Origin of the sequence: Labrenzia sp. VG12, assembly GCF_002237595.1 — a bacterium.
Taxonomy (GTDB): Bacteria; Pseudomonadota; Alphaproteobacteria; order Rhizobiales; family Stappiaceae; genus Roseibium.
On record NZ_CP022529.1, the window covers coordinates 4,120,870 to 4,139,356 of the forward strand.

General features: G+C 59.7%; 22 protein-coding genes. 6 read left to right on the plus strand and 16 right to left on the minus strand.

Going from position 1 to position 18,487, the window contains the following annotated elements; genetic code table 11:
* From CHH27_RS19095 to CHH27_RS19125, 7 genes are all read right to left on the minus strand, one after another.
* Nucleotides 1-612: a 5-bromo-4-chloroindolyl phosphate hydrolysis family protein gene (locus CHH27_RS19095; RefSeq protein ID WP_094072996.1), complete on the minus strand. Its 612-nt coding sequence runs from the start codon at nucleotides 610-612 to the stop codon at nucleotides 1-3.
* Nucleotides 609-1,244, minus strand: coding sequence for a hypothetical protein (locus CHH27_RS19100; RefSeq protein ID WP_094072997.1), 636 nt, complete (start codon nucleotides 1,242-1,244; stop codon nucleotides 609-611). Before CHH27_RS19100 ends, CHH27_RS19095 begins: the two co-directional genes overlap by 4 nt.
* A gap of 3 nt (nucleotides 1,245-1,247) precedes the next feature.
* A complete protein-coding gene (locus CHH27_RS19105) occupies nucleotides 1,248-1,721 on the minus strand; it encodes an OmpA family protein (RefSeq protein WP_157738992.1) in 474 nt (157 codons plus the stop codon).
* The gene (locus CHH27_RS19110) at nucleotides 1,702-2,538 is read right to left on the minus strand and encodes a VWA domain-containing protein (protein ID WP_157738993.1); all 837 of its coding nucleotides are present in this window, start codon (nucleotides 2,536-2,538) and stop codon (nucleotides 1,702-1,704) included. The genes CHH27_RS19105 and CHH27_RS19110 overlap by 20 nt, the downstream gene beginning before the upstream one ends.
* Nucleotides 2,539-2,557: 19 nt before the next feature.
* On the minus strand, nucleotides 2,558-4,216 hold the full coding sequence (locus tag CHH27_RS19115) for an ABC transporter substrate-binding protein (protein ID WP_157738994.1): 1,659 nt from the start codon (nucleotides 4,214-4,216) through the stop codon (nucleotides 2,558-2,560).
* Between the two features lie 561 nt (nucleotides 4,217-4,777).
* Nucleotides 4,778-4,984 (minus strand): DUF1737 domain-containing protein, encoded by a 207-nt coding sequence (locus CHH27_RS19120; protein ID WP_094073001.1) that lies wholly within the window; start codon nucleotides 4,982-4,984, stop codon nucleotides 4,778-4,780.
* 123 nt (nucleotides 4,985-5,107) lie between these two features.
* Nucleotides 5,108-6,010 (minus strand): LysR substrate-binding domain-containing protein, encoded by a 903-nt coding sequence (locus CHH27_RS19125; RefSeq protein ID WP_094073002.1) that lies wholly within the window; start codon nucleotides 6,008-6,010, stop codon nucleotides 5,108-5,110.
* A gap of 174 nt (nucleotides 6,011-6,184) precedes the next feature.
* Between CHH27_RS19125 and CHH27_RS19130 the strand changes: the two genes are divergently transcribed.
* A complete protein-coding gene (locus tag CHH27_RS19130; RefSeq protein WP_094073003.1) occupies nucleotides 6,185-6,826 on the plus strand; it encodes an isochorismatase family protein in 642 nt (213 codons plus the stop codon).
* A gap of 31 nt (nucleotides 6,827-6,857) precedes the next feature.
* Here CHH27_RS19130 and CHH27_RS19135 read toward each other — a convergent pair whose 3' ends face one another.
* The 3 genes from CHH27_RS19135 to CHH27_RS19145 form a co-directional block, all read right to left on the minus strand.
* Nucleotides 6,858-7,541: a glutathione S-transferase family protein gene (locus CHH27_RS19135; protein ID WP_094073004.1), complete on the minus strand. Its 684-nt coding sequence runs from the start codon at nucleotides 7,539-7,541 to the stop codon at nucleotides 6,858-6,860.
* A gap of 135 nt (nucleotides 7,542-7,676) precedes the next feature.
* Nucleotides 7,677-8,561: a CoA ester lyase gene (locus tag CHH27_RS19140; protein WP_094073005.1), complete on the minus strand. Its 885-nt coding sequence runs from the start codon at nucleotides 8,559-8,561 to the stop codon at nucleotides 7,677-7,679.
* A 422-nt stretch (nucleotides 8,562-8,983) separates the two neighbouring features.
* On the minus strand, nucleotides 8,984-9,898 hold the full coding sequence (locus CHH27_RS19145) for a DMT family transporter (protein WP_094073006.1): 915 nt from the start codon (nucleotides 9,896-9,898) through the stop codon (nucleotides 8,984-8,986).
* A 184-nt stretch (nucleotides 9,899-10,082) separates the two neighbouring features.
* Between CHH27_RS19145 and CHH27_RS19150 the strand changes: the two genes are divergently transcribed.
* Nucleotides 10,083-10,544 (plus strand): GNAT family N-acetyltransferase, encoded by a 462-nt coding sequence (locus CHH27_RS19150; protein ID WP_094073007.1) that lies wholly within the window; start codon nucleotides 10,083-10,085, stop codon nucleotides 10,542-10,544.
* 22 nt (nucleotides 10,545-10,566) lie between these two features.
* Here CHH27_RS19150 and CHH27_RS19155 read toward each other — a convergent pair whose 3' ends face one another.
* Nucleotides 10,567-11,616: a DUF2125 domain-containing protein gene (locus CHH27_RS19155; RefSeq protein ID WP_157738995.1), complete on the minus strand. Its 1,050-nt coding sequence runs from the start codon at nucleotides 11,614-11,616 to the stop codon at nucleotides 10,567-10,569.
* 129 nt (nucleotides 11,617-11,745) lie between these two features.
* Here CHH27_RS19155 and CHH27_RS19160 point away from each other — a divergent pair, with 129 nt between their 5' ends.
* Entirely contained in the window at nucleotides 11,746-12,276 is a 531-nt protein-coding gene (locus tag CHH27_RS19160; protein WP_094073009.1) for a gamma-glutamylcyclotransferase, read from the plus strand.
* Nucleotides 12,277-12,360: 84 nt separating this feature from the next.
* Here the strand turns inward: CHH27_RS19160 and CHH27_RS19165 are convergent, their stop codons facing one another.
* From CHH27_RS19165 to ftsE, 5 genes are all read right to left on the minus strand, one after another.
* Nucleotides 12,361-12,732 carry a hypothetical protein gene (locus CHH27_RS19165; RefSeq protein WP_094073010.1) on the minus strand — a complete coding sequence of 124 codons (372 nt, stop codon included), beginning with the start codon at nucleotides 12,730-12,732 and terminating at the stop codon, nucleotides 12,361-12,363.
* Between the two features lie 232 nt (nucleotides 12,733-12,964).
* Nucleotides 12,965-13,741, minus strand: coding sequence for a 1-acyl-sn-glycerol-3-phosphate acyltransferase (locus CHH27_RS19170; RefSeq protein ID WP_094073011.1), 777 nt, complete (start codon nucleotides 13,739-13,741; stop codon nucleotides 12,965-12,967).
* A 55-nt stretch (nucleotides 13,742-13,796) separates the two neighbouring features.
* Complete coding sequence (locus CHH27_RS19175) at nucleotides 13,797-14,486, minus strand: YdcF family protein (protein ID WP_094073012.1); 690 nt, start codon at nucleotides 14,484-14,486, stop codon at nucleotides 13,797-13,799.
* Between the two features lie 52 nt (nucleotides 14,487-14,538).
* On the minus strand, nucleotides 14,539-15,588 hold the full coding sequence (locus CHH27_RS19180) for an ABC transporter permease (RefSeq protein ID WP_094073013.1): 1,050 nt from the start codon (nucleotides 15,586-15,588) through the stop codon (nucleotides 14,539-14,541).
* An 8-nt stretch (nucleotides 15,589-15,596) separates the two neighbouring features.
* Nucleotides 15,597-16,256, minus strand: coding sequence for a cell division ATP-binding protein FtsE (gene ftsE / locus CHH27_RS19185; protein ID WP_094073014.1), 660 nt, complete (start codon nucleotides 16,254-16,256; stop codon nucleotides 15,597-15,599).
* Between the two features lie 230 nt (nucleotides 16,257-16,486).
* Here ftsE and CHH27_RS19190 point away from each other — a divergent pair, with 230 nt between their 5' ends.
* From CHH27_RS19190 to CHH27_RS19200, 3 genes are read left to right on the plus strand one after another with little or no spacing between them, the layout of a single operon-like run.
* The gene (locus tag CHH27_RS19190; RefSeq protein ID WP_094073015.1) at nucleotides 16,487-17,422 is read left to right on the plus strand and encodes a zinc-ribbon domain-containing protein; all 936 of its coding nucleotides are present in this window, start codon (nucleotides 16,487-16,489) and stop codon (nucleotides 17,420-17,422) included.
* A 2-nt stretch (nucleotides 17,423-17,424) separates the two neighbouring features.
* Nucleotides 17,425-17,988, plus strand: a complete 564-nt coding sequence (hpt, locus tag CHH27_RS19195) for a hypoxanthine phosphoribosyltransferase (protein ID WP_094073016.1) — start codon at nucleotides 17,425-17,427, stop codon at nucleotides 17,986-17,988.
* A gap of 2 nt (nucleotides 17,989-17,990) precedes the next feature.
* On the plus strand, nucleotides 17,991-18,386 hold the full coding sequence (locus tag CHH27_RS19200) for a response regulator (RefSeq protein ID WP_094073017.1): 396 nt from the start codon (nucleotides 17,991-17,993) through the stop codon (nucleotides 18,384-18,386).
* Nucleotides 18,387-18,487 lie beyond the last annotated feature (101 nt).

Below are 18,487 nucleotides of genomic sequence, written 5' to 3' on the forward strand. Positions count from 1 at the left end.
TCAAAGTCCTTCAAAATTCAGTCGTTTGGTAAGAACGGAAATGTCGACATCAAGATCGAGCCGGTCGGAGGCAATGAGGATCTGTTTCATTTCTGTCGAGGTTTCCAAGGCCTTCTCGAGAAGGTCCAGAAACTTTCCGTCCAGTTCTTCGCATTCAGCGGCCGAATGGGTCCGGGCATAGTTTTCGGAAATCCGCGCGATTCCCTTCAGATAGACGGACAGGAACTTCTGCCCTTCTCGGACCTTGGCCGGGTCGGCTTCCACGAGATCCACAATCTCTGCAGCCTTTCGCGTGAGTTCCGTCATGAGCCGGGTCGGGCCTTCGGACGGGATCTGAAGATTGGCCGTTTCGATCCGGGCAATCTTGCCGCGCGCATCGGCAATCAGTTTCTGAAAATCCTCAAGATCCCAGCCGGCGGGCGGCCGAAACACCGGCACGGTTATGAAATCGGCACCAAACGCCAGATGCGCACCGGCAAATGCTCCCAGGCCGAAGAGCACCGCCTTTGGAACCGGATAACCCGCGCCATAATAGGCGAGGAAGACAACGGCTCCGCCAGCAAGACCTGCAACCGGTCCTCGCCAGGCCAGCCTCTGGGAAAGACCGCTCATTTGATCTTCTTCCAGTCACTGTCGCGTCCCTCCGGCCTGGTCAGCGCGGCCGCGTCGACACCGCCGACATCAGTGTCCAGGCGACCGGTGGCCGGCCCATCCGGGCGCAGCATCTGGATGTGCCGGTTGACCGCCCGCAGCCGCACCGTATCGACACCGGTCAGCTTACGCAGGTCGCCAAGTTTCATGTGACCGGCACGCTCGAAGGGAAAGTCTTCCAGCGCGATCTTGCCTTGCTGGCGCCCTTCGGCAACGCCGAGCCGCCACGACACGAGGTCTTCGTGGGAGAAGGCATAAGGGTGCGGATACAGCCGAACGGAGGCGAATTCGAAGACCTTTTCCTGCCAGGTCCGGAGTCTTTGCGTTGCGCCCATGGTGAACCCGATCACGAAGGCTTCGTCCTGTGTCGTCAAACCGCGGCCCAACAGGACATGGACCGCGTCATGCCGTGCCAGCGTGATCGCACCGGGAAGTGCGACGGGGGAGCTCGGGTTCTCGATCAGGCGGATAATCCGGGGTATGGCATCCGGCGGCGCGGCCGGCAGGCTTCTAAGAACCTCTTCGAGGGTCAAGTGGTCGTTGTCCAGGCCCGGGTTCCAGTGGCGCCAGTTGAGGCTTTCGCTTGCACGCATTTTCTAACCTCCCCGTTCTGCCTTGAACATGGCCTCGACGCGGGCGAGCCGCCGTTGATAGGCCCGTTCGGCTTCGCCATCTCTCTTTTCGAGCGGCTCGGTTCCACCAGCCGCCGAAACCGCAACCCGGCCACCGGCGATACCCAGACCGATCAGCTCGGCCTTCACGGCCTGAGCCCGTTCAAGCGCGAGTGTCTGGTTGGCCGCGGTATCGCCGATCGTGCCCGTATGGCCTTCCAACTCCACGATCAGGCCCTCATCCAGTTGCAGCCGGCGCGCAATCTCCGCCGCCTTGGTCGCGAAACCGGGCCCCGGCTGGATGCCGCGTGCGAAGCCGATGACGATCACGTCGTCAACGGCATCCGTACGCTGCCAGGCGTCGACCGCCACCACCCCGGCAAAGGCCAGGAAAACAACGATCCCGAGGAAGGACCTCAGGCCGACGCGCCGTTGCGCCTTAGTTGAAGGAACCGACATCGAAACTCTCCGTCTCGGCGAGCACGCTCTCCAGACCGGCATTCAGCTGTGCGGCATTCATGGCGGACTTGTAGAGAATGCGCCCGTCCTGGTTCAGGATGTGTCCCTCGCCAATGCAGAACCCGATCGTGTGAATGGTGACCGGCGTCTTGTCGACGACCAGCTCCACGATCCGCGACAACTCGTTCTCATCCGTGGCTGCGCCGTCGGTGACAACCACGATGTTGTATTCCCCATACCCGAGCTGGCGTGCGGCCTGCTGCTCGAGGGAATAGGAGGCCTGGAACAGGGCATGTCCGAGCGGCGTCCGGCCACCAGGCTGTATGCCCGTGATCTCGGCCGCGATCGTCTCCCGGTTTCCGGCGCCCAGCGGCACCAATTCCCGAACACCGTGATTGTCGAACACCAGAACGCCGACGTTGTCGTTCGGCGGGATCAGATTGACGAATTCCGTCAACGCCGTTTTTGCAACGGTCATCTTGGAAGTGCGTTCTGTGCAGTCGGTCTCGCCCATCGAGCCGGAACCGTCAAAGACGATATAATAGTTCTTGCGCAACAGGTCCGTGGACACCTCTTGTTGCGTTTCACCGTCTCGAGTGCCCCACGTCATCAGGGTCGCAAGTTTCGGTTGATCGGTCGGGAACCGGTTCTCGTAGTCGCGCAGCGTCATGCCGCCGACCTGCAACTGGTTTTCCTGTTCCTGCGCGGTCGATCCAGAACCCTGCGCGGCTTGGTTGTTGTCGTTACATCCCCAGACCAGGAGCGCAAGTGCGGTCACCAACGTCGCGCGGGTTGCGCGTGGCGTCAAAGTCAGCATTTTCCTATCTCCCGTTCCGTTAGTCGAGAGCGATGAAAACATCGCTTTCCGCTTCGACCTGGACAATGCGCAGCACAACACGCATGTTGCTCAGCCACTCTTCCTTGGTCTTGGGCGCACAGGGCAGGGTGTTCTCGCACAGCCCCGTCTTGGGTTCTGAAAACCCGTGACCGACCAGCGCGAACTGCGACGGATCCATGTAGAAGCCTTCCGTTTCGGCCAGCTCGATCAGGCCGGAACGCACCTTGCCTGCGCGATTGTAGGAAAGGTTCTTCGCACTCTGGGCAATTCGTGACAGCACCAGTTCATCTGCACCGTCCTTCTGCTTCTTCAGGTAGCCAAGAGGATCCGCATGCCCTTCGATCGTGATCAGGGCACCGCCATAGGTGGCGGACAGATCGATCGCCTTCAAGAATGGCTCGCGGTAGAGCGCGATTGGGAAGTCCGACTGATTGGGTTTGAAGTTCAGCTCGAACTGGAACAGCGTTCCGTCATCCAGCCCGCCTTGAGCTTGCAACTTGGTGACCGTCTTGGCCACGGCGGTTTCATCGAACCGTGCCTGTGCAGCCTGGGAGGCCGCGTCCCCGATTGCACTCAGGGTTTGCGGCGGTCCGGCAATTTCCTGGACTTTGCCAAGCATGCCCAGCGCAATGTATTTCGGCTGGATGCTTTCGTTCAGGCGCGAGAAGCGGCGCTGATAGGCGGGATCGCGGAAAAACTGGATGTTTCCATTCTCGCCGACGGTTTCTGCATCCGCCCAGAGAGCCTGCGCATCGGCAACGGCGCTCGCGTCGTCCAGGAGAATACCCGCTGCCGCCGTAAACAGATCCGTTGACCGCTTGTCCTGCTGGCGGGCGATTTCGCGAACCTCAGCCTCACTTGCAATAAGCGCTTCCACAAAGGCATTCACCGTGTCGGGAGCGGCTTCCAGAAAATCCGCACGAACAAAATAGGCATCGGCGATCACCCGGTTGGCCGTCTTGGTCGAAAGCAGGATTTTGGCTCCCTTGAGACTGCCTTCGGATCCCGTACCGACGGAACCGCCGCTGGTCAGCGCAAGCGCATCAGGAATGATCACCATGGCCGCGTCAGCGGCACCTTCCAGAAGTGCCGTATCCGGCGACGATGCCGACAGGCCCGTCAGGTCCTCTGTCCAGACGATGTCGATGTCATCAGGGGTCAATCCGGCGTCCGTCAGGATGGTCAGCAGGTAGTCGATATGCGGACCGTACCGCTGAACTGCGACGCGCTTTCCCTTCAGGTCCGCCGGTTTTTCAATCCCCGAACCGACCACAAGAGCATCGCCGCCCGCAGACCAGGAATGCTGGTAAATCGCAATCATCCGCGTGCGGGGGTCGGCGTTCGTGAGTTCCACGGCCAGGTTGGCCATACCGACCGTTGCGCGCAGGAATGGGCTTTCACAGGCCATGTAGCCACGCAATTGCCCCGTAAAGTCGTCCTGCCGGACCAGATCGACGCTCAGGCCGGCATCGCCAAAGGCGCCGCTGCGGCTTGCACTGGCCGAATTGTTGTTCGCATGGATCGTCACGATGTCGGCACCCCAGGTGATCAGGGGTACGGTCAATTCGTTCCCGGGACGACAGTCCCGAATGGCAGTGTCGGACAGACCCGCCAGGGGCGGGCTGTCGACGGCATCAAAGGCCTGCGCAGATGACATGGCTGCAACCAGCGCTGTAGCTGCACCCAGTTGGCGAAGAAACACGAAATGAGCCATTTTTCCCCTCTGACGCGGTTTCGGGTCGAACGGATGGGCCGGATTGGTTTCCGCGGCATTTTCAAACATCCATCCAGTCGAACAAATTTTCCGCTTGCTTCGGCAATATTTATCTATGCTATTTACCGAAAGCTTGGGTATTCACAAGATAAATTTCAAGAAATTCCATAAAAACACAGCTCAAAAAATGAGTGCTTTTTTGAGATCATTAATGTTTGAAATGATATAGTCTCGCTGCGTCACTTTTAGTATTTAGGTATGATTAAGAAGTGAAGCGGTCGAATTGGATTGAACTAGGATTTACAAACTTCATAAGGCGCTTTGCTTCCGGGATGGACGCTGTACACGTTGGCGACGCAATAAAATTTCCAACTTCCTTTACGCGAACAATGAACGGTTCGCGCACTGACACTGCTGCCGGCACGGCCTGGCTCAGCACCAAGACCTGCCAGGTTGGGCGTTGCAACCTCGCAGGCCGTGTCAAGGTCCCCGGTGGCGCCTGCCTCAGTAATCGCCGAGCTTGATGTCCCGGGAGTAGTCTTCGCCCTCGACCTCCTTGGTGACAGCTTGGCCGCAAATGGTGGCGCCGCGCGTGGCGTCATAGGTGAGGGAGGGGGAACCGGCCAGTTGCCAGCCCTTGTTAAGGGCCTGGGTCACCCGGTGGCAGAATTCGCTGTCGTCGACACCGGTGATGAAGCGATAGAGTTTCATGTCTGTCCCTGTTCCGTCAGATCGTTGCCAACGGCCTTCCGCCGCCAGCCCGGCCCTGCATGTAGCCGGTCCAGCCCGGGACCGTCCAGACTTATCGGACACGTTCTGCATCAACACCCGTGTTCAGCCCTCCAGAAGTGGTGGCAGTTCCCTGCCCAGAAAGGCGATCAGTCGCTGCACGGGGGGGAGAACGCCCGTCCGGGAGGGCATCAGGAGGCTGATTTGCGGGGTTCCGGCTGTCCAGTCGGGCAGGACCCGCACCAGATAGGCTGTTCTTACCTCCTCCCGGCACACATAGGCCGGAAGAGCAACGATCCCCAGCCCGTCCGAGGCCGCCTGTTTCAGCGACACCATGTCCTCGCTGCGCAGGCGCTCGCCATAGTGGACCGTTGCCGCGGCACCCTGGCCGTCGCGCAAAGTCCATTTGCCGCCCGAGGCCTGCCAGCCCATGGTCAGACCGGCGAGACCCTCAAGGTCTTCTGGCCGGTCCGGATGACCATTCTTTTCCAGGAAACCCGGAGAGCAGAACAGATGCCAGGCGACGGTGGCCAGACGTCGCTGAACCAGACTTGAATCCGGCAAGGTCTCCATGTGCCCGCGGATTGCAAAATCGACGCCCGCGCCCAGCACGTCGACCAGCTGGTTGGACACCTGCTGCCTCAAGGCGACCTGGGGATGATCGGTCAGAAAGCGCGAGAGCAGCGGCCTCAGTCCGAACTGGGCCATTCCGACCGAGCAGCTGAAACTGACCGTACCGGCAACCTGGCTCGACTTGTGTCGCACCGACGCTTCGGCGGCATCCAGGTGCTGCAGCGCCTGTTTCGCATCGTGAAAGTAGTCCCGGCCGATATCCGTCAGGACCAGACGCCGGGTGCTGCGCAGCAGCAACTTGACACCAAGGCTCCGTTCGAGCTGCTGCACATGGCGGCTGAGTTTCGACTTGGGAATGCCGAGCGCTCTGGAGGCGGCCGAAAACCCGCCTTTTTCGGCAACCTGGACGAAGTACCGGGCACTGTTCAGATCCATTTGACCCGCATCTCCAGACTATTGTCCCATTAATGGAACAATCTTTACCAACATCGTTGTCTTCTTTCCAGACTGTTCCGTCCTTAGGTTGAAAACAGCCGACAAACCATCGGCCGCGCGAGAACCGTAGCGACTGGCGATCTCGTTCGACCGGCAGATGAAAGGACCAAAGGAATGACCTCACACATCAACCCCGCCCCCCTGACGCAAGACAACGCCGCCCTGGTACTGGTCGATCACCAGGTCGGTCTGATGACGGGCATTCGCGACTACTCGATTGCGGACCTGAAGCACAACATCGTCGGCCTGGCCAAGGCTGCCAAAGTGCTGGGTCTGCCCATCGTCGCCACGACCACCTCCGCCGACTCGCTCTGGGGTCCTGCCTTCCCGGAACTCACCGAAGCGCTCGCCGGCGAGGAGTTTATCGACCGGACGACCGTCAATGCGTGGGACGATGCCCGTGTTGCCGACAAGATCAAGGCAACCGGCCGCAAGAAACTCATCTTCGCCGGTGTCTCCCTGGAAGTCTGCGCGGCTTTTCCGGCCATGCGCGCGCTCAGAGAAGGATATGAAGCCTATGTCGCTGTCGACGCCTGCGGCACATTCAACCAGACCAAGCGCGAGACCGGCCTTGCAAGGCTCGTGCAAAGCGGCGTTGTCATTGCCGACGGAGCCAGCCTGATGGTCGAAATTCTGGGCGACAATGCACGGCCCGAGGCCTGGGGTGTCTATGAAGCGCTCAGCATGGACTGGGCAACGCTCGTTGGCCAGGTGCGCAACAGTGTTCCCCAAGCTCTTGCGTCTTCGGCTGCCTGAGAAAAGACTGACCGGATCTGAACAGGTCCGGTCAGTGACCCTGCCGTTTCAGTATCCTGCCGGCGTGACTGTCCTTGGCCGCAATGAAGGCGGCATAAGCCGCATCAAATTCCGCCGGAACGGCTTCCCTGACGGACCGGCGGTCCTTGACGCGATGCCACCAGCCTCTCTGCCTGTCAGAGAGGTTTGCCGTCAGCTTGACCTCGGACACCCGATCCAGAACCGGGAACGAGCGGAAAAGACTTGCCAGAACCGCGTCGAGCAAACCGAATCTGGAACCGGAAAAATAGGGTTTCGGCCACAGCCTGCGTTCCAGTTCGTACATATGCCGAACGAGAACCTGAACTGACTCGGCACAGGAACGGGCATCCGGGTCCAGATAGATCATCCTGGCGACGCGAGAAAGCATGTCATCTGCAAACCGCATCCAGGCATCCTGCTGCGCATAAGCCAGCGGGTCTTCCGGCATCAACCGGCCGCCGGACTGCCGGTCCACGAATGCGGCAATCGAACCGGATTCAAAAAGCCAGGTGTCTTCAGCAGCCTGAAGCACAGGAACCCGTCCCAGCGGTGAAACGTCTTCCAGCCAGCCTGGCTTGTCGTGCAACTCGATATCCACTCTGTCGAACGGAATGCCGCACTCCAGCATCGCGATAACGACGCGTTGAACATAGGGGCAAAGCCGATGGCCTATGATCTTGTATCTGGTGCACATCTACCGTTACTTGCCTGACTTTCATAAGGAAAATCAGGCGTATCGGCTTTGGATGGCGTGATCGATAGACAGAGTTGCAGGCCGCGATTGCGATCCTGCAAACGGGCCTGCGAAGCACTGAGAATCTGGGCGCACTCAGCCTTGGGTCGAAATGGCGTCAGCGATCGCAATCACCCGCTTGCCCATGTCCGCATGGAGCCGTTCCACCATCTTGCCATCCACCTGGATTGCACCCTTGGAAGCGTTTTCCGGTTTGTCGAACTCGGCGTTGATCAGCCTGGCCCAGGCGACTTCCTCTTCGGATGGGCTGAAGGCCGCGTGACACGGACCGATCTGTTTCGGGTGGATCAGCGTCTTGCCGTCCATGCCCATGTCTGCGCCTTGAGCACATTCGGCGGCAAAACCGTCTTCGTCCTGAAAGGCATTGTAAACGCCGTCCAGGATGTCGATGCCGCCAAGACGCGCGGCGGCAACGCAGGTCATCAGCCAGGGCATCATCGCCGCCCGCCCCGGTGTCAGCCGTGCACGGGTTTCCTTGGCAAGATCGTTGGTTCCCATGACAAAACAGGACAGGCGAACGGCGGGATCCCTGCCGCAGGCGCCGATTGCACCGGCATTGAGCATGGCCTCGGGCGTTTCCATCATCGCCCAGAGCCGCAGACTGTCCGAAGCACCCAGAACCGAAAGCTTGTGCGCGATCAATTGCAGGTCGGCAGGTGTATTCACCTTAGGCACCAGGATCGCATCGGGATCCGCCTTGACCGCTGCTTCCAGATCCGTTTCACCCCACGGTGTTTCCAGTCCGTTGATCCGGATCACCACTTCGCGGTCGCCATATCCTCCTGCGGTCACCGCATCGACAATCTGGTTGCGCGCCAGTTCCTTGGCGTCCGGGGCAACGGCGTCTTCCAGGTCAAGCAGCAGGCAATCCACATCCAGCGTTTTCGCCTTTTCCAGCGCCCTTTGATTGGAACCGGGCATGTAAAGGGCGGAACGGCGGGGTCTGAGCAGCGACGACATGGCGGATCCTGAAGGCTTGAGAAAACGAAATTCCGGTTAACCTAGAGGATCACATGAGTGAGGGAAATTGCCCGAAAGGGGAACGCGTGAACAAAAGTTCGGCTGAAAATTCAGTCAGCAAGTCCTGCCAACAACATCAGGCACTTTTGAAGAACCACCGGGCACTTGGCGCCGGCTTTGACCCCGCCTGAAGTCTTCGTGTTAAGAAATACAGGATATCGGAACGCGTTCTGTTTAATGAAGATCTATTTCTCAGGAAGCCTAAATACATGCCGATCCCGGCAAGTACATAGCAGCAGGCAAATGTGATCATCACCACATCTTCTCCTGTTATCTGTACCCAATCCGGCATCGGTTGCTCCATTGCTTAACCTGACACCTAAAATTTGGCACAAGATCAATGAAAACTGAGAGCGGTTACGTCACACTTTTTTCGTTTGGGGGGCTTCGGACGACTTTTGCCGGGACTTGAAGATCATGTCCTTCGCGGCAATCACCGCGCCAACCGTGATGGCGACGCAGGCAATGCCGACAGACCAGGTTAAGGCCCCGAAGCCGAAGGCGATCAGGAGCAGCGTGGACAGGAGCGGCGCGGAATACGCAGCAGCCCCGAGCACCTGGATATCACCGCGTTTGACACCGATGTCCCAGGTGAAAAAGGCAAGTCCGACCGGAAAGGCCGCCAGGGCCAGGACCGAGGCCCATTCCAGCGGCGCGGCAGGCCAGACCGTTTCCTCCAGTGCCAGATGGCACAGGCCGGACAACAGCGCCGTCATCAGGCAGAAACCGGCCACCGCTTCGGTAGGCACCGCGCCGAGCCTGCGCGACAAAACGGAATAGCTGGACCAGAACAGGGAGGACGTGACCGCCGCGGCATAGCCGAGCATCGACTCGCCGGAAAACGCGATGCCTTCGCCGCCCGTGATCAATAGAACCGCCCCGGCAAGCCCCAGAACCGTACCGGCTATGTGGTGCAGCCTCAGGGTCTCGCCGGGCAGCAGGGCTGAAAACAGCACGATCAGCAGCGGCCAGGTGTAGTTGATCAGGTTCGCCTCGACCGGCGGCGCGTTGCGGATGGCCGTGAAATAGAAAAAGTGGAAGCCGAACAGGCCGATGGTCCCGAAGGCCCAGACCCCCAGGGGTTGACGCAGCAGCTTCGTTTTTCCGGAGGCAATCAGCCAGATCAGTGCGACCGTTCCGGAAAAGCCAAAACAGAGCGTGTTCAACTGAAACGGCGGAACATTGCCCGATCCGGCTCCGAACAGGCCGAGCGTTGCCCACATCAGAACCGCACTCAATCCGATTACCGTTGCCTTCAGTCTGCCCGTTTCCGCCATGTCACTGTTCCGATGTGAAGTCGTCATCGCTCATGACATGGAACGGCCGAAAGCGAAAGGGCGTGTCCGGACCCTTGCGACGGAAAAAGCGCCGCAGACGATAATTGATCGAGGTCCTTGAAACCGGGCACGGTTTCGGGACATTGTGTGGCTCGCTTTACTCGAGTTTTATTCCGGGGAATTCATGACGACACCGCAAATCAGGGCTCTCGGGCTGGATGATGCCCATAAGCTTGCGCCGCTCATTGCCGAAAACGCCCAGGCCCTCAAGCGGGGCGCACCGCGCCGGCCGGACGACTTTTACGCCGAGCGCATCCTCGCAGACAAAACTGCCGAAGTCATCGGGGCGTTTGTCGGCGAAGAACTGATCGGATTTGCGGTCTATTTTGACCTGCCGGAACTGATCACCGGCCTTCGAATCGGCCAGCTGGACGACATTTACGTGCACCCGGACCATCGCAACAAGGGCATTGGCCGCAAGATGATCGAAACTCTGGCAAGCGAAGGTCAGAGCCGAGGCTGGTTGCACCTGCGCTGGATCGTGCCGGGCAAGAACACGCCGGCAGTCGCGCTTTATGAAAAGATCGCCGAACCGGACCACCGCAAAAGCTACGTCATCCCCATCGACCGGATTGCCGGCGATTGAGACGGCACCACTGCGCCGCGTGTCAGGATCCCGCCTGAAACAGCGGCGGGATCCGGCCGACGGGCAGGAGCCCAACCTGCACCAGACCCTGGTTGATTGTTACCGGGACCTTGATGGTCCGCACGCCATCCACTTCGGTGGCAGCCGTGTCCAGGCTCTTGACCACCCCTTCAAGCAGCGAAAAAGCCTGATCTTCCGGTGGAAACACGGGCTTCAGGCTTTGCAGCAGGTCAGCTGCATTGCCGATGGTAACCTCAAGCACGCCCGACAGGGTGCCGTCACCGGCAAGAACCAGATCGCCGCTGGCGGCGGCGCGGCTCGCTTCAAACCCCGCTTCGGCCAGCATCAGACGGATCGGCAGCTCGCCTCCCTTTGCCTGCACCAACGACGCCAGATCGGCGCCTACCATCAGCGCCATGCCACCCTCTATCCGGGCGTGGCCGCGCAGCATCAGCGACTGCGGCAATGCGGGCAGGGATTTCAGCGCCAGCCGGTCCACCGTCACAAATCCCTCCAGCATGCCGGCGACATCCGGAACCTGCCGCAAATGGACTTCGGCCTTGTCGGCCGCAAACGCCCCTTCCGAGAGGGTCGAACCGAACACGGCCGCGGGCTGATCGACAACGGCGTCAAGCGCGCCGAGGGCGTCACCTGAAAACTTCATGCTGGCCCGTGCTGTCGTCCAGGTGACATCCCCGGACAGGCCGGCCACGGGCACCGACATCGCCGCCGGAGACGTGGCTTCGAAGATCACGTGGCGGGGATTGTAGATCAGGGCAACGGCGTTGAGCCCTCCCAGAGCCCCGGTGGCGCCAAACCTGTCCTCGGATTGCATGTCGCGGCAGGCGACCTCATAGCGAAACGGATAGCCGGCGATTTCGAGATTGCCGCATGAAAGATCCAGCCCCTGCGTTGCCATGCGCTGGAGCTGCTGGTCGATCTGGTCGCCCAGTATCGAACGGCCATAAGCCCAGGCAGCCGACCAGCCCGCAACGACCACCACGATCGCCGTGATCAGCAGGATATAGCCGCGGCGGGACGGTTTGGGCGGCTTGGTCTCGGTTTTGGACACGATACGGGCTCTCTCTTTGTTTCGCAGTGACGACGCCGCCTTCAAGCAAGGTTTTCGGATCCTGGCGGCATTGAATTGACCGATACGGCTTGGTATCTCCGCATCTGCACGAACGTTAGACAGGACGATATGAGCGATTTTTGGGTCTTTGGCTACGGCTCTTTGATGTGGAACCCCGGATTTGAATTTCGACGTGCGGAGCGGGCTCTGCTCAGAGGCGCCCACCGCTCGCTTTGTGTCTATTCCTGGGTCCATCGCGGCACGCAGGAACGACCCGGCCTTGTCTTCGGGCTCGACAATGGCGGCGCTTGCCGGGGCATGGCCTATCAGGTCGCGGAAAATATCTGGCCACAGACGCTGGACTATCTGCGTGCCCGGGAACAGACCACCATGGTCTACAAGGAACACCACCACAACATCGAGCTCGACGATGGCAAGAAGGTCGAGGCGCTGGTCTACATGGTCGATCACGGCCATGCGCAATATGCAGGCGCTCTTCCTCTCGACCGTCAGCTGGAAATCGTGCGGGGCGCCGTCGGAAAGTCGGGCGAGAACCCGGAATATGTCATCAACACGGCTGCCCACCTTGAAGAGATGGGTATCCAGGACAACGGACTGGCCTGGCTGTCGGCCCGGCTCAGGGGTATCCCCGAGAGCTGAGCAGCTTGCAGAAGAACCAACAAAAGAAGAAGAGCCGTGCAGGTCGCACGGCCCCTTCTTGTGCCATTGCTGGCGCGCAGGTTGTTACTGATGCGGGAAGCCGGCCTTGGCAGTACCGTTCCAGTCGCCGAGGAACGGCAGGATCAGAACATTGCTGCTGCTTTTGCTTTTGCTGATTTCGCGCACCGGAATGCGGTTGTTGCCATTCAGGTCGCCATAGGCCTGGCGCGGGAAATCTGCAGTGGCGGAGGCGTTGTTGACCCGGACAGAGGATCCACCGGCAGAATTGAGCGCTTTCTGGTTGGCAATCCGCATCTGTTCGATCGACACCGGCTCGTTGCCGCTCAGATCACCATAAGACTGGCGCGGGAAATCAGCGAAAGCGGAACCGATAGCAGCGGTGGAAACGACGCCGGCGGCCAGCAAAGTGGTGATGATTTTCTTGGTAGTACGCATGATTAAGCTCCGTGTGTTAGGTTATTCCAAATAAAGCGCTTTAATTCTGGTTAGCTTTATCGGGTCTCTTGCTGTGACACACCGGATATGGGAGCTGGATTTCATGAAAAAAGAGACATAACTCGCCTGTGATCGTGAGTTTACTTAAAAATAATCCGATCACGGGCAGTTGTTATTTGCGTTACTTGTAGTTTACTTGGATTCTGAAGGTCAGATAGATTGCCGGTCCGGATTATCCGGCCTTTGCCTGTTTCAATGCGTCGACCTGGGCGAGAACCGGAGAAGGCCGCTTTTCCTGGCGCGCTTCCTCGATCAACCGGTCGCTTGCCGTTTCAATGTCCGTCACCATTCGCTTGTAGAAAACATCAGAGGGCAGACCGGGCTCGATCGGCGGCAGAATCTCGACAATGACCGTGCCGGGATAGACCTTCCAGGACGACCGCGGCCAGTAAAGCCCCGCATTATGCGCGATCGGCACGACCGGACATTTCAGGTCCCGGTAAAGATGCGCGATGCCGTACTTGTATTGCGGCTCCGCTCCGGCAGGGCGCCGGGTGCCTTCCGGAAAGATCAGGATCTGGCGTTTTTCAGCAATTGCCTGTTTGGCGGCCTGCATCATGGCAGCCAGCGCTTCGGACCGTTTGCCGCGGTTGATCGGGATCTGGCGGAACTTTGCGGTGTACCAGCCAAAGATCGGAATCCAGCGCAATTCGCGTTTCAGGATGAAGGTCGGGCTGGAGAAGAGCGGGATCAGCGACACCGTTTCCCAGGCCGACTGGTGTTTCATCGCGGCGATGAACCCGCCCTCCGGCAGGTTTTCCCGGCCCCGGACTTCCACCTTGATCCCGGCAAAGACCCGCATCAGCAGCTGCAGGATCCGTGACCAGGTCGGCACCACCCACCAGCCCCAGCGCCGTGGCAGGAGCATGACGGGCGAAAACAGGATCATCAGTATCAGGGTGACGAAATAGAACAGGACCTGAAACAGGGTAGAGCGCAGAAGAAGCATGGCACCATGAAAACCGATGGGAACGTGTCACCGCATGGCCGCGGTCTGACGGGTGTCAGCCCACGCCCTGCACGGCGATGCGAAGTCGGGCGAGGATATACTTCACATATTCCCGCATGAGAAGCCGCATCGTGTCGGGTTCCTGATACCAGGTGCCCAGCTTGAGGTCTTTGGAAAAGACCGGATAGGCAATCAGGTTGACATTCGGCAGCGCCCCGGAGAGTTCCGCCTGGGCCCTGGGAAGATGATAGGCGCTGGTCACCACGAGCAGCGAACCAAAGCCGTTCTTGCGCACCCAGGCAGCCGTTTCGGTGGCGTTGCCAGCCGTGTTCAGCGCAACCCGGTCAAGATCGACGCTTGCCTTTTCAAGCGGCAGGTCTGACGCGGTTACAGCCGCCAGCTGCTCACGCGTGGTGCCCGGATGAACGCCAGAGATCAACAGACGGCTTGCCCGGCCTTCTTCCAGAAGGCGCACCGCTTCGCTTACGCGGGCATGCCCGCCTGTCAGCACAACAATGGCGTCCGCATTCGCCGTAGTCGGGGCCTCGGCGTTGGCGACCTTGTGGGCAAACAGTGCAAACTGGCCAAGTCCGCCAGCAATCAGTGCCGTGACAACTGCCACCAACAGCATGCGCAGACCGAACCGCTTCTTGCGCACAGGTGCGCGCGGATGCCCGAGCCTGTCCGGAGAGGCCGGAACACCGTCCTCCAGAGCGGGATCTATGACTGTGTCAGCATGTGTCATGGCGCGACTATGATAAGTGATTCGGCCAATTTCACGGCAATTGCCAAGAAAATCAATCCACTTTCGCCAAATGCGCCTTCACTGCAAGACCTGATGTCAGCGCCGTCAGGATGGCAACAAGGAAGATGACGCCAAAAACACCCAGATAGCCGGGCAAGCTTACCGAGATGCCGCCAAACAGCGCCGACAGCTGATCGGACCCGGCCTGGCCTGCACTTTGCCGTGTCAGCATGTCGAGGGTGACAAAGGTCAGGATCGCGGCAATCCCACCCGAAAATCCGCCTTTCAGCCCGAGCATCAGAAAGTGCCGCTGAAACTCCCGGGCAATGAACCCGTCTTCCGCCCCGACAAAATGCAGCACCGATACAACATCCTTGTTGCCCGCCATGGCGGACTGGGTCGCAAACACGACGCTGAGCACCATGGAGCCCATAACCAGGACCATGATGGCAAAGCCGCCCGCCACCACGGCCCCGGCCATGGCGGACAGGCGCGAGGTCCAGACCGAATGATCGTCGACACTTGCACCGGTCACTGTTTGCGAGACCTGGGACCGGAGTTGCTGGAGGTTCAGCAGTTCCGGGTCGCTGACCGTGATCTGGATGAGGCGCGGCACCGGCAAGCCGTCCAGTTGCAGGCCGTCTCCCAGCCAGGGCTCCAGCAGAGATTTGGTTTCGGCGTCCGACAGGGCCCTGACTGCGGAGATCCCTGGAAATTCCTGTGCCAGAGCGACAGCCTTGTCGATCTCGCGCAACATGTCGACGCCTTCCGTCGGCCTGATCTGGATGGTGATCTCGCGCACCAGATCGTTTTGCCAGGCATCCGCGGCATCCCAGACAATGGAAACGGCGCCGACCGTAAGACAGGCGAGAAAACTCATGATGGCGACCACAAGCGTCAGCGCACGTCCGGCAACAGATTGCGGTGGCACGATTGCCGCAGCCGGCCGCAGCTTCGCCTCGTCGCCCTGCGCGTCCGGCTTGGCTTTGGCAGCAGATTTGCGAGCAGGTCGTTTGGAACGTTTGGGACGCGCAGCCCGTCTCGGCGGTTTGACCTCGACAGAACCGCTGGTGTCTTTTTCGGTGTCGTCTGACTGGGACATGCTGCCGCCTAATCGAAAATTGAGAGGCGACCGTCCGCGAGCACCATGCGGCGGGCGTCCACCTGTTCCAGCAGCGCGATGTCGTGGGTCGCGATGACAACGGAGGTGCCGAGTTTGTTCAATTCAATGAACAGGCGCAACAGGCGACGAGCGAGAGGCGGGTCGACATTGCCGGTCGGCTCGTCAGCCAGGAGCACCTCCGGCCGGGTGATCAGCGCGCGCGCAATTGCCGCCCGTTGCTTCTCACCACCGGAGAGAACCGGCGGCAGGACATGCATCCGGTCGCCGAGCCCGACCCATTTCAGAAGGTCGATCACGTCGGAGCGATATTCGGATTCATCCTTGCCGACCACCCTCAGCGGCAGCGCGACATTTTCATAGGTTGTCAGATGATCCAGCAGCCGAAAATCCTGAAACACCACGCCGATCTTGCGACGGAGCTTGGGCAGCTCCTGTTTGCCGATCACGCTGAGGTCACGATTGAACACCTTGATCAATCCGCGCGTCGGCTGCAGAGACATGAACAGCAGCCGGATCAGGCTGGTTTTCCCGGCGCCCGACGGACCGGTCAGGAACTGAAAGGACTGCGGCTCGATCTCGAAACTGAGGTCGCGCAGGATTTCCGGCCCCATGCCATATCTCAATCCGACATTCTCGAAGCGGATCACAAAAATACTCCTGTTGATGGACCGGTTCGCGTCTCGCTCTATAGCCTCGCCGTTAACGGTGCATTAATCATATAAAGGTCCATTAGAGTGATATTAATAGGTCCTGACCCAGGTGGGCCGAAAGTCCGACATGAAAAATGCTGGTTCTTGTCCAGAGTTTCGTGCCGAATTTCGCTCCCAGGGGACCTGTCAGGCCACTTTGAGCATGCCATGACGAAAGGTCTTCGCGCATGAAGATCAAATGTCCGGACTGCGGTACGTCCTACGAAATCAAGGCAGAGGCCGTCGGCGCGGAAGGCCGCAGCGTGAAATGCGCCAAATGCGGCAACCGCTGGTTCGTTTCCCCGGAGGATGACGAAAAGGGCGACGTCGGTTTTGAAGCCGAGAGCGACGACAAGGCCGCGGATACCGGCACGGATGATCCCGGCAAGGACGAAGCGGACTGGGCAGCCGATGCCGAGGAAGACACTGCTGCGGAGCCCGGCGACGCATCGGAGGACGACGAGGATCCTGCCGATTTCCAGCCGGAACCGGCGACCTCCCGCGCCAGCCAGGATGAAGACAAGTACGCCGCTGATCTGAAGGACGAGACGCCTGACGACGAAGACGGACCGGTCGACATTGAATCCAGCGCCAAGCGACCGAAAATCATCGTCAACCCTGACAAGTTTCGAAGAGACCATATCGGTGCTGTGCTGAGATGGCTTTTCCGGCGCAATTACCGCCGCCTCGGCGGCATTGCCCTTTTTGGCGCCGCGCTTACCGTCTGCGTGTTTTTCGTCGGGATGCGGGACAATGTGGTCAAGCAGTCCCCCGATCTTGCCAGCCTGTTTCAGATGATCGGGTTTGACGTCAATCTGCGCGGGCTTGAGTTCCGCAATCTCCGGACGTTCACGGAAGTGGAAGACGGCAAGAGGGTGCTGGTCGTCGAGGGGTCGATCCGCAATCTGCTGGAAGAACGGAACGTTGTGCCTGCCGTTCGCCTGTCGATCCGCAGTGCAGACCATCAGGAAGTCTATGCCTGGACCGTGGAACCGCGCACAAAATCCCTGAATGCACTGGACGAGACCCGCTTCAGGACGATATTAGCCGACCCACCAGCCAATGCTTCCGATATCCAGGTCCGTTTTGTTGAACGCGGCAAACGGCAGATAGTTCTCGAGTGACCATGACCGCACACATTCACACCCTCTTTGATGAAGACGCCATCTCGCAGCGCGTCGGCGCGCTTGCAGAGGAAATTGCCGAAGGCCGGCCCCAGAACCTTCTGGTGGTCGCTGTCCTGAAGGGCAGCTTCATCTTTGCAGCGGATCTCGTACGCGCCATGCACCGTGCAGGGCTGCAGCCCGAAATGGAGTTCATGCACCTGTCCTCCTACGGCGCTGGCACCGAAGGTTCGGACACCATCCGGATTTTGCGCGATGTTGAAAGTGACGTTAACGACCGCGATATTATTTTGGTGGATGATATCCTGGAATCCGGCCGCACCTTGTCCTTTGCCAAGGAGCGGCTGAAAAACCGGGGCGCCCGGTCCGTCAAGGTTGCCGCCTTGCTGGATAAACCCGAGCGCCGCAAAGCTGCCATATCTGCCGATTATGTCGGTTTCGCCTGTCCTGATAAGTTTGTCGTCGGATATGGTATGGATATGGGCCACGCCTGGAGGCAGCTGCCCTATATTGGATACGTTGTCGTGCCCGAGGAGGGAGCGGCAGACGGCAAAACAGGAGAGTGAGCATGGCTCGCATTCTTCTTACCGAAGATGATGAGGCTGTCCGCAGCTTTGTAAAGCGCGCCCTGGAGCTGGACGGGCACACCGTCGAAGCGGCGGAAGACGGCGGTGAAGCCGTCGAGATCCTGAACAGGGACAAGGGCGGCTATGACCTCCTGCTGACGGATATCAAGATGCCCGTCATGGATGGCATTGCGCTTGCTCTTCACACAGCGCGCGATTTTCCGCAAATGCCCATCCTGATGATGACCGGCTTCGCCGACCAGCGCGAACGCGCCAACGGTCTCGATTCGCTGGTACATGATGTCATCACCAAGCCGTTTTCCCTGGCCGACATCCGCAAGGTGGTCCGCCAGGCGATCTCCGGCGAAACGGTCCAGGAGACACGCCGCTACGCATGACAGCGCCGGCTTTGCCTGCAAATCCGTTCCAACCCCGCTCCGGCGGGGTTTTTCATTTGTGCTCTTTGCGCATCCTGAGCGCTGAGCCGGATTGAACACGC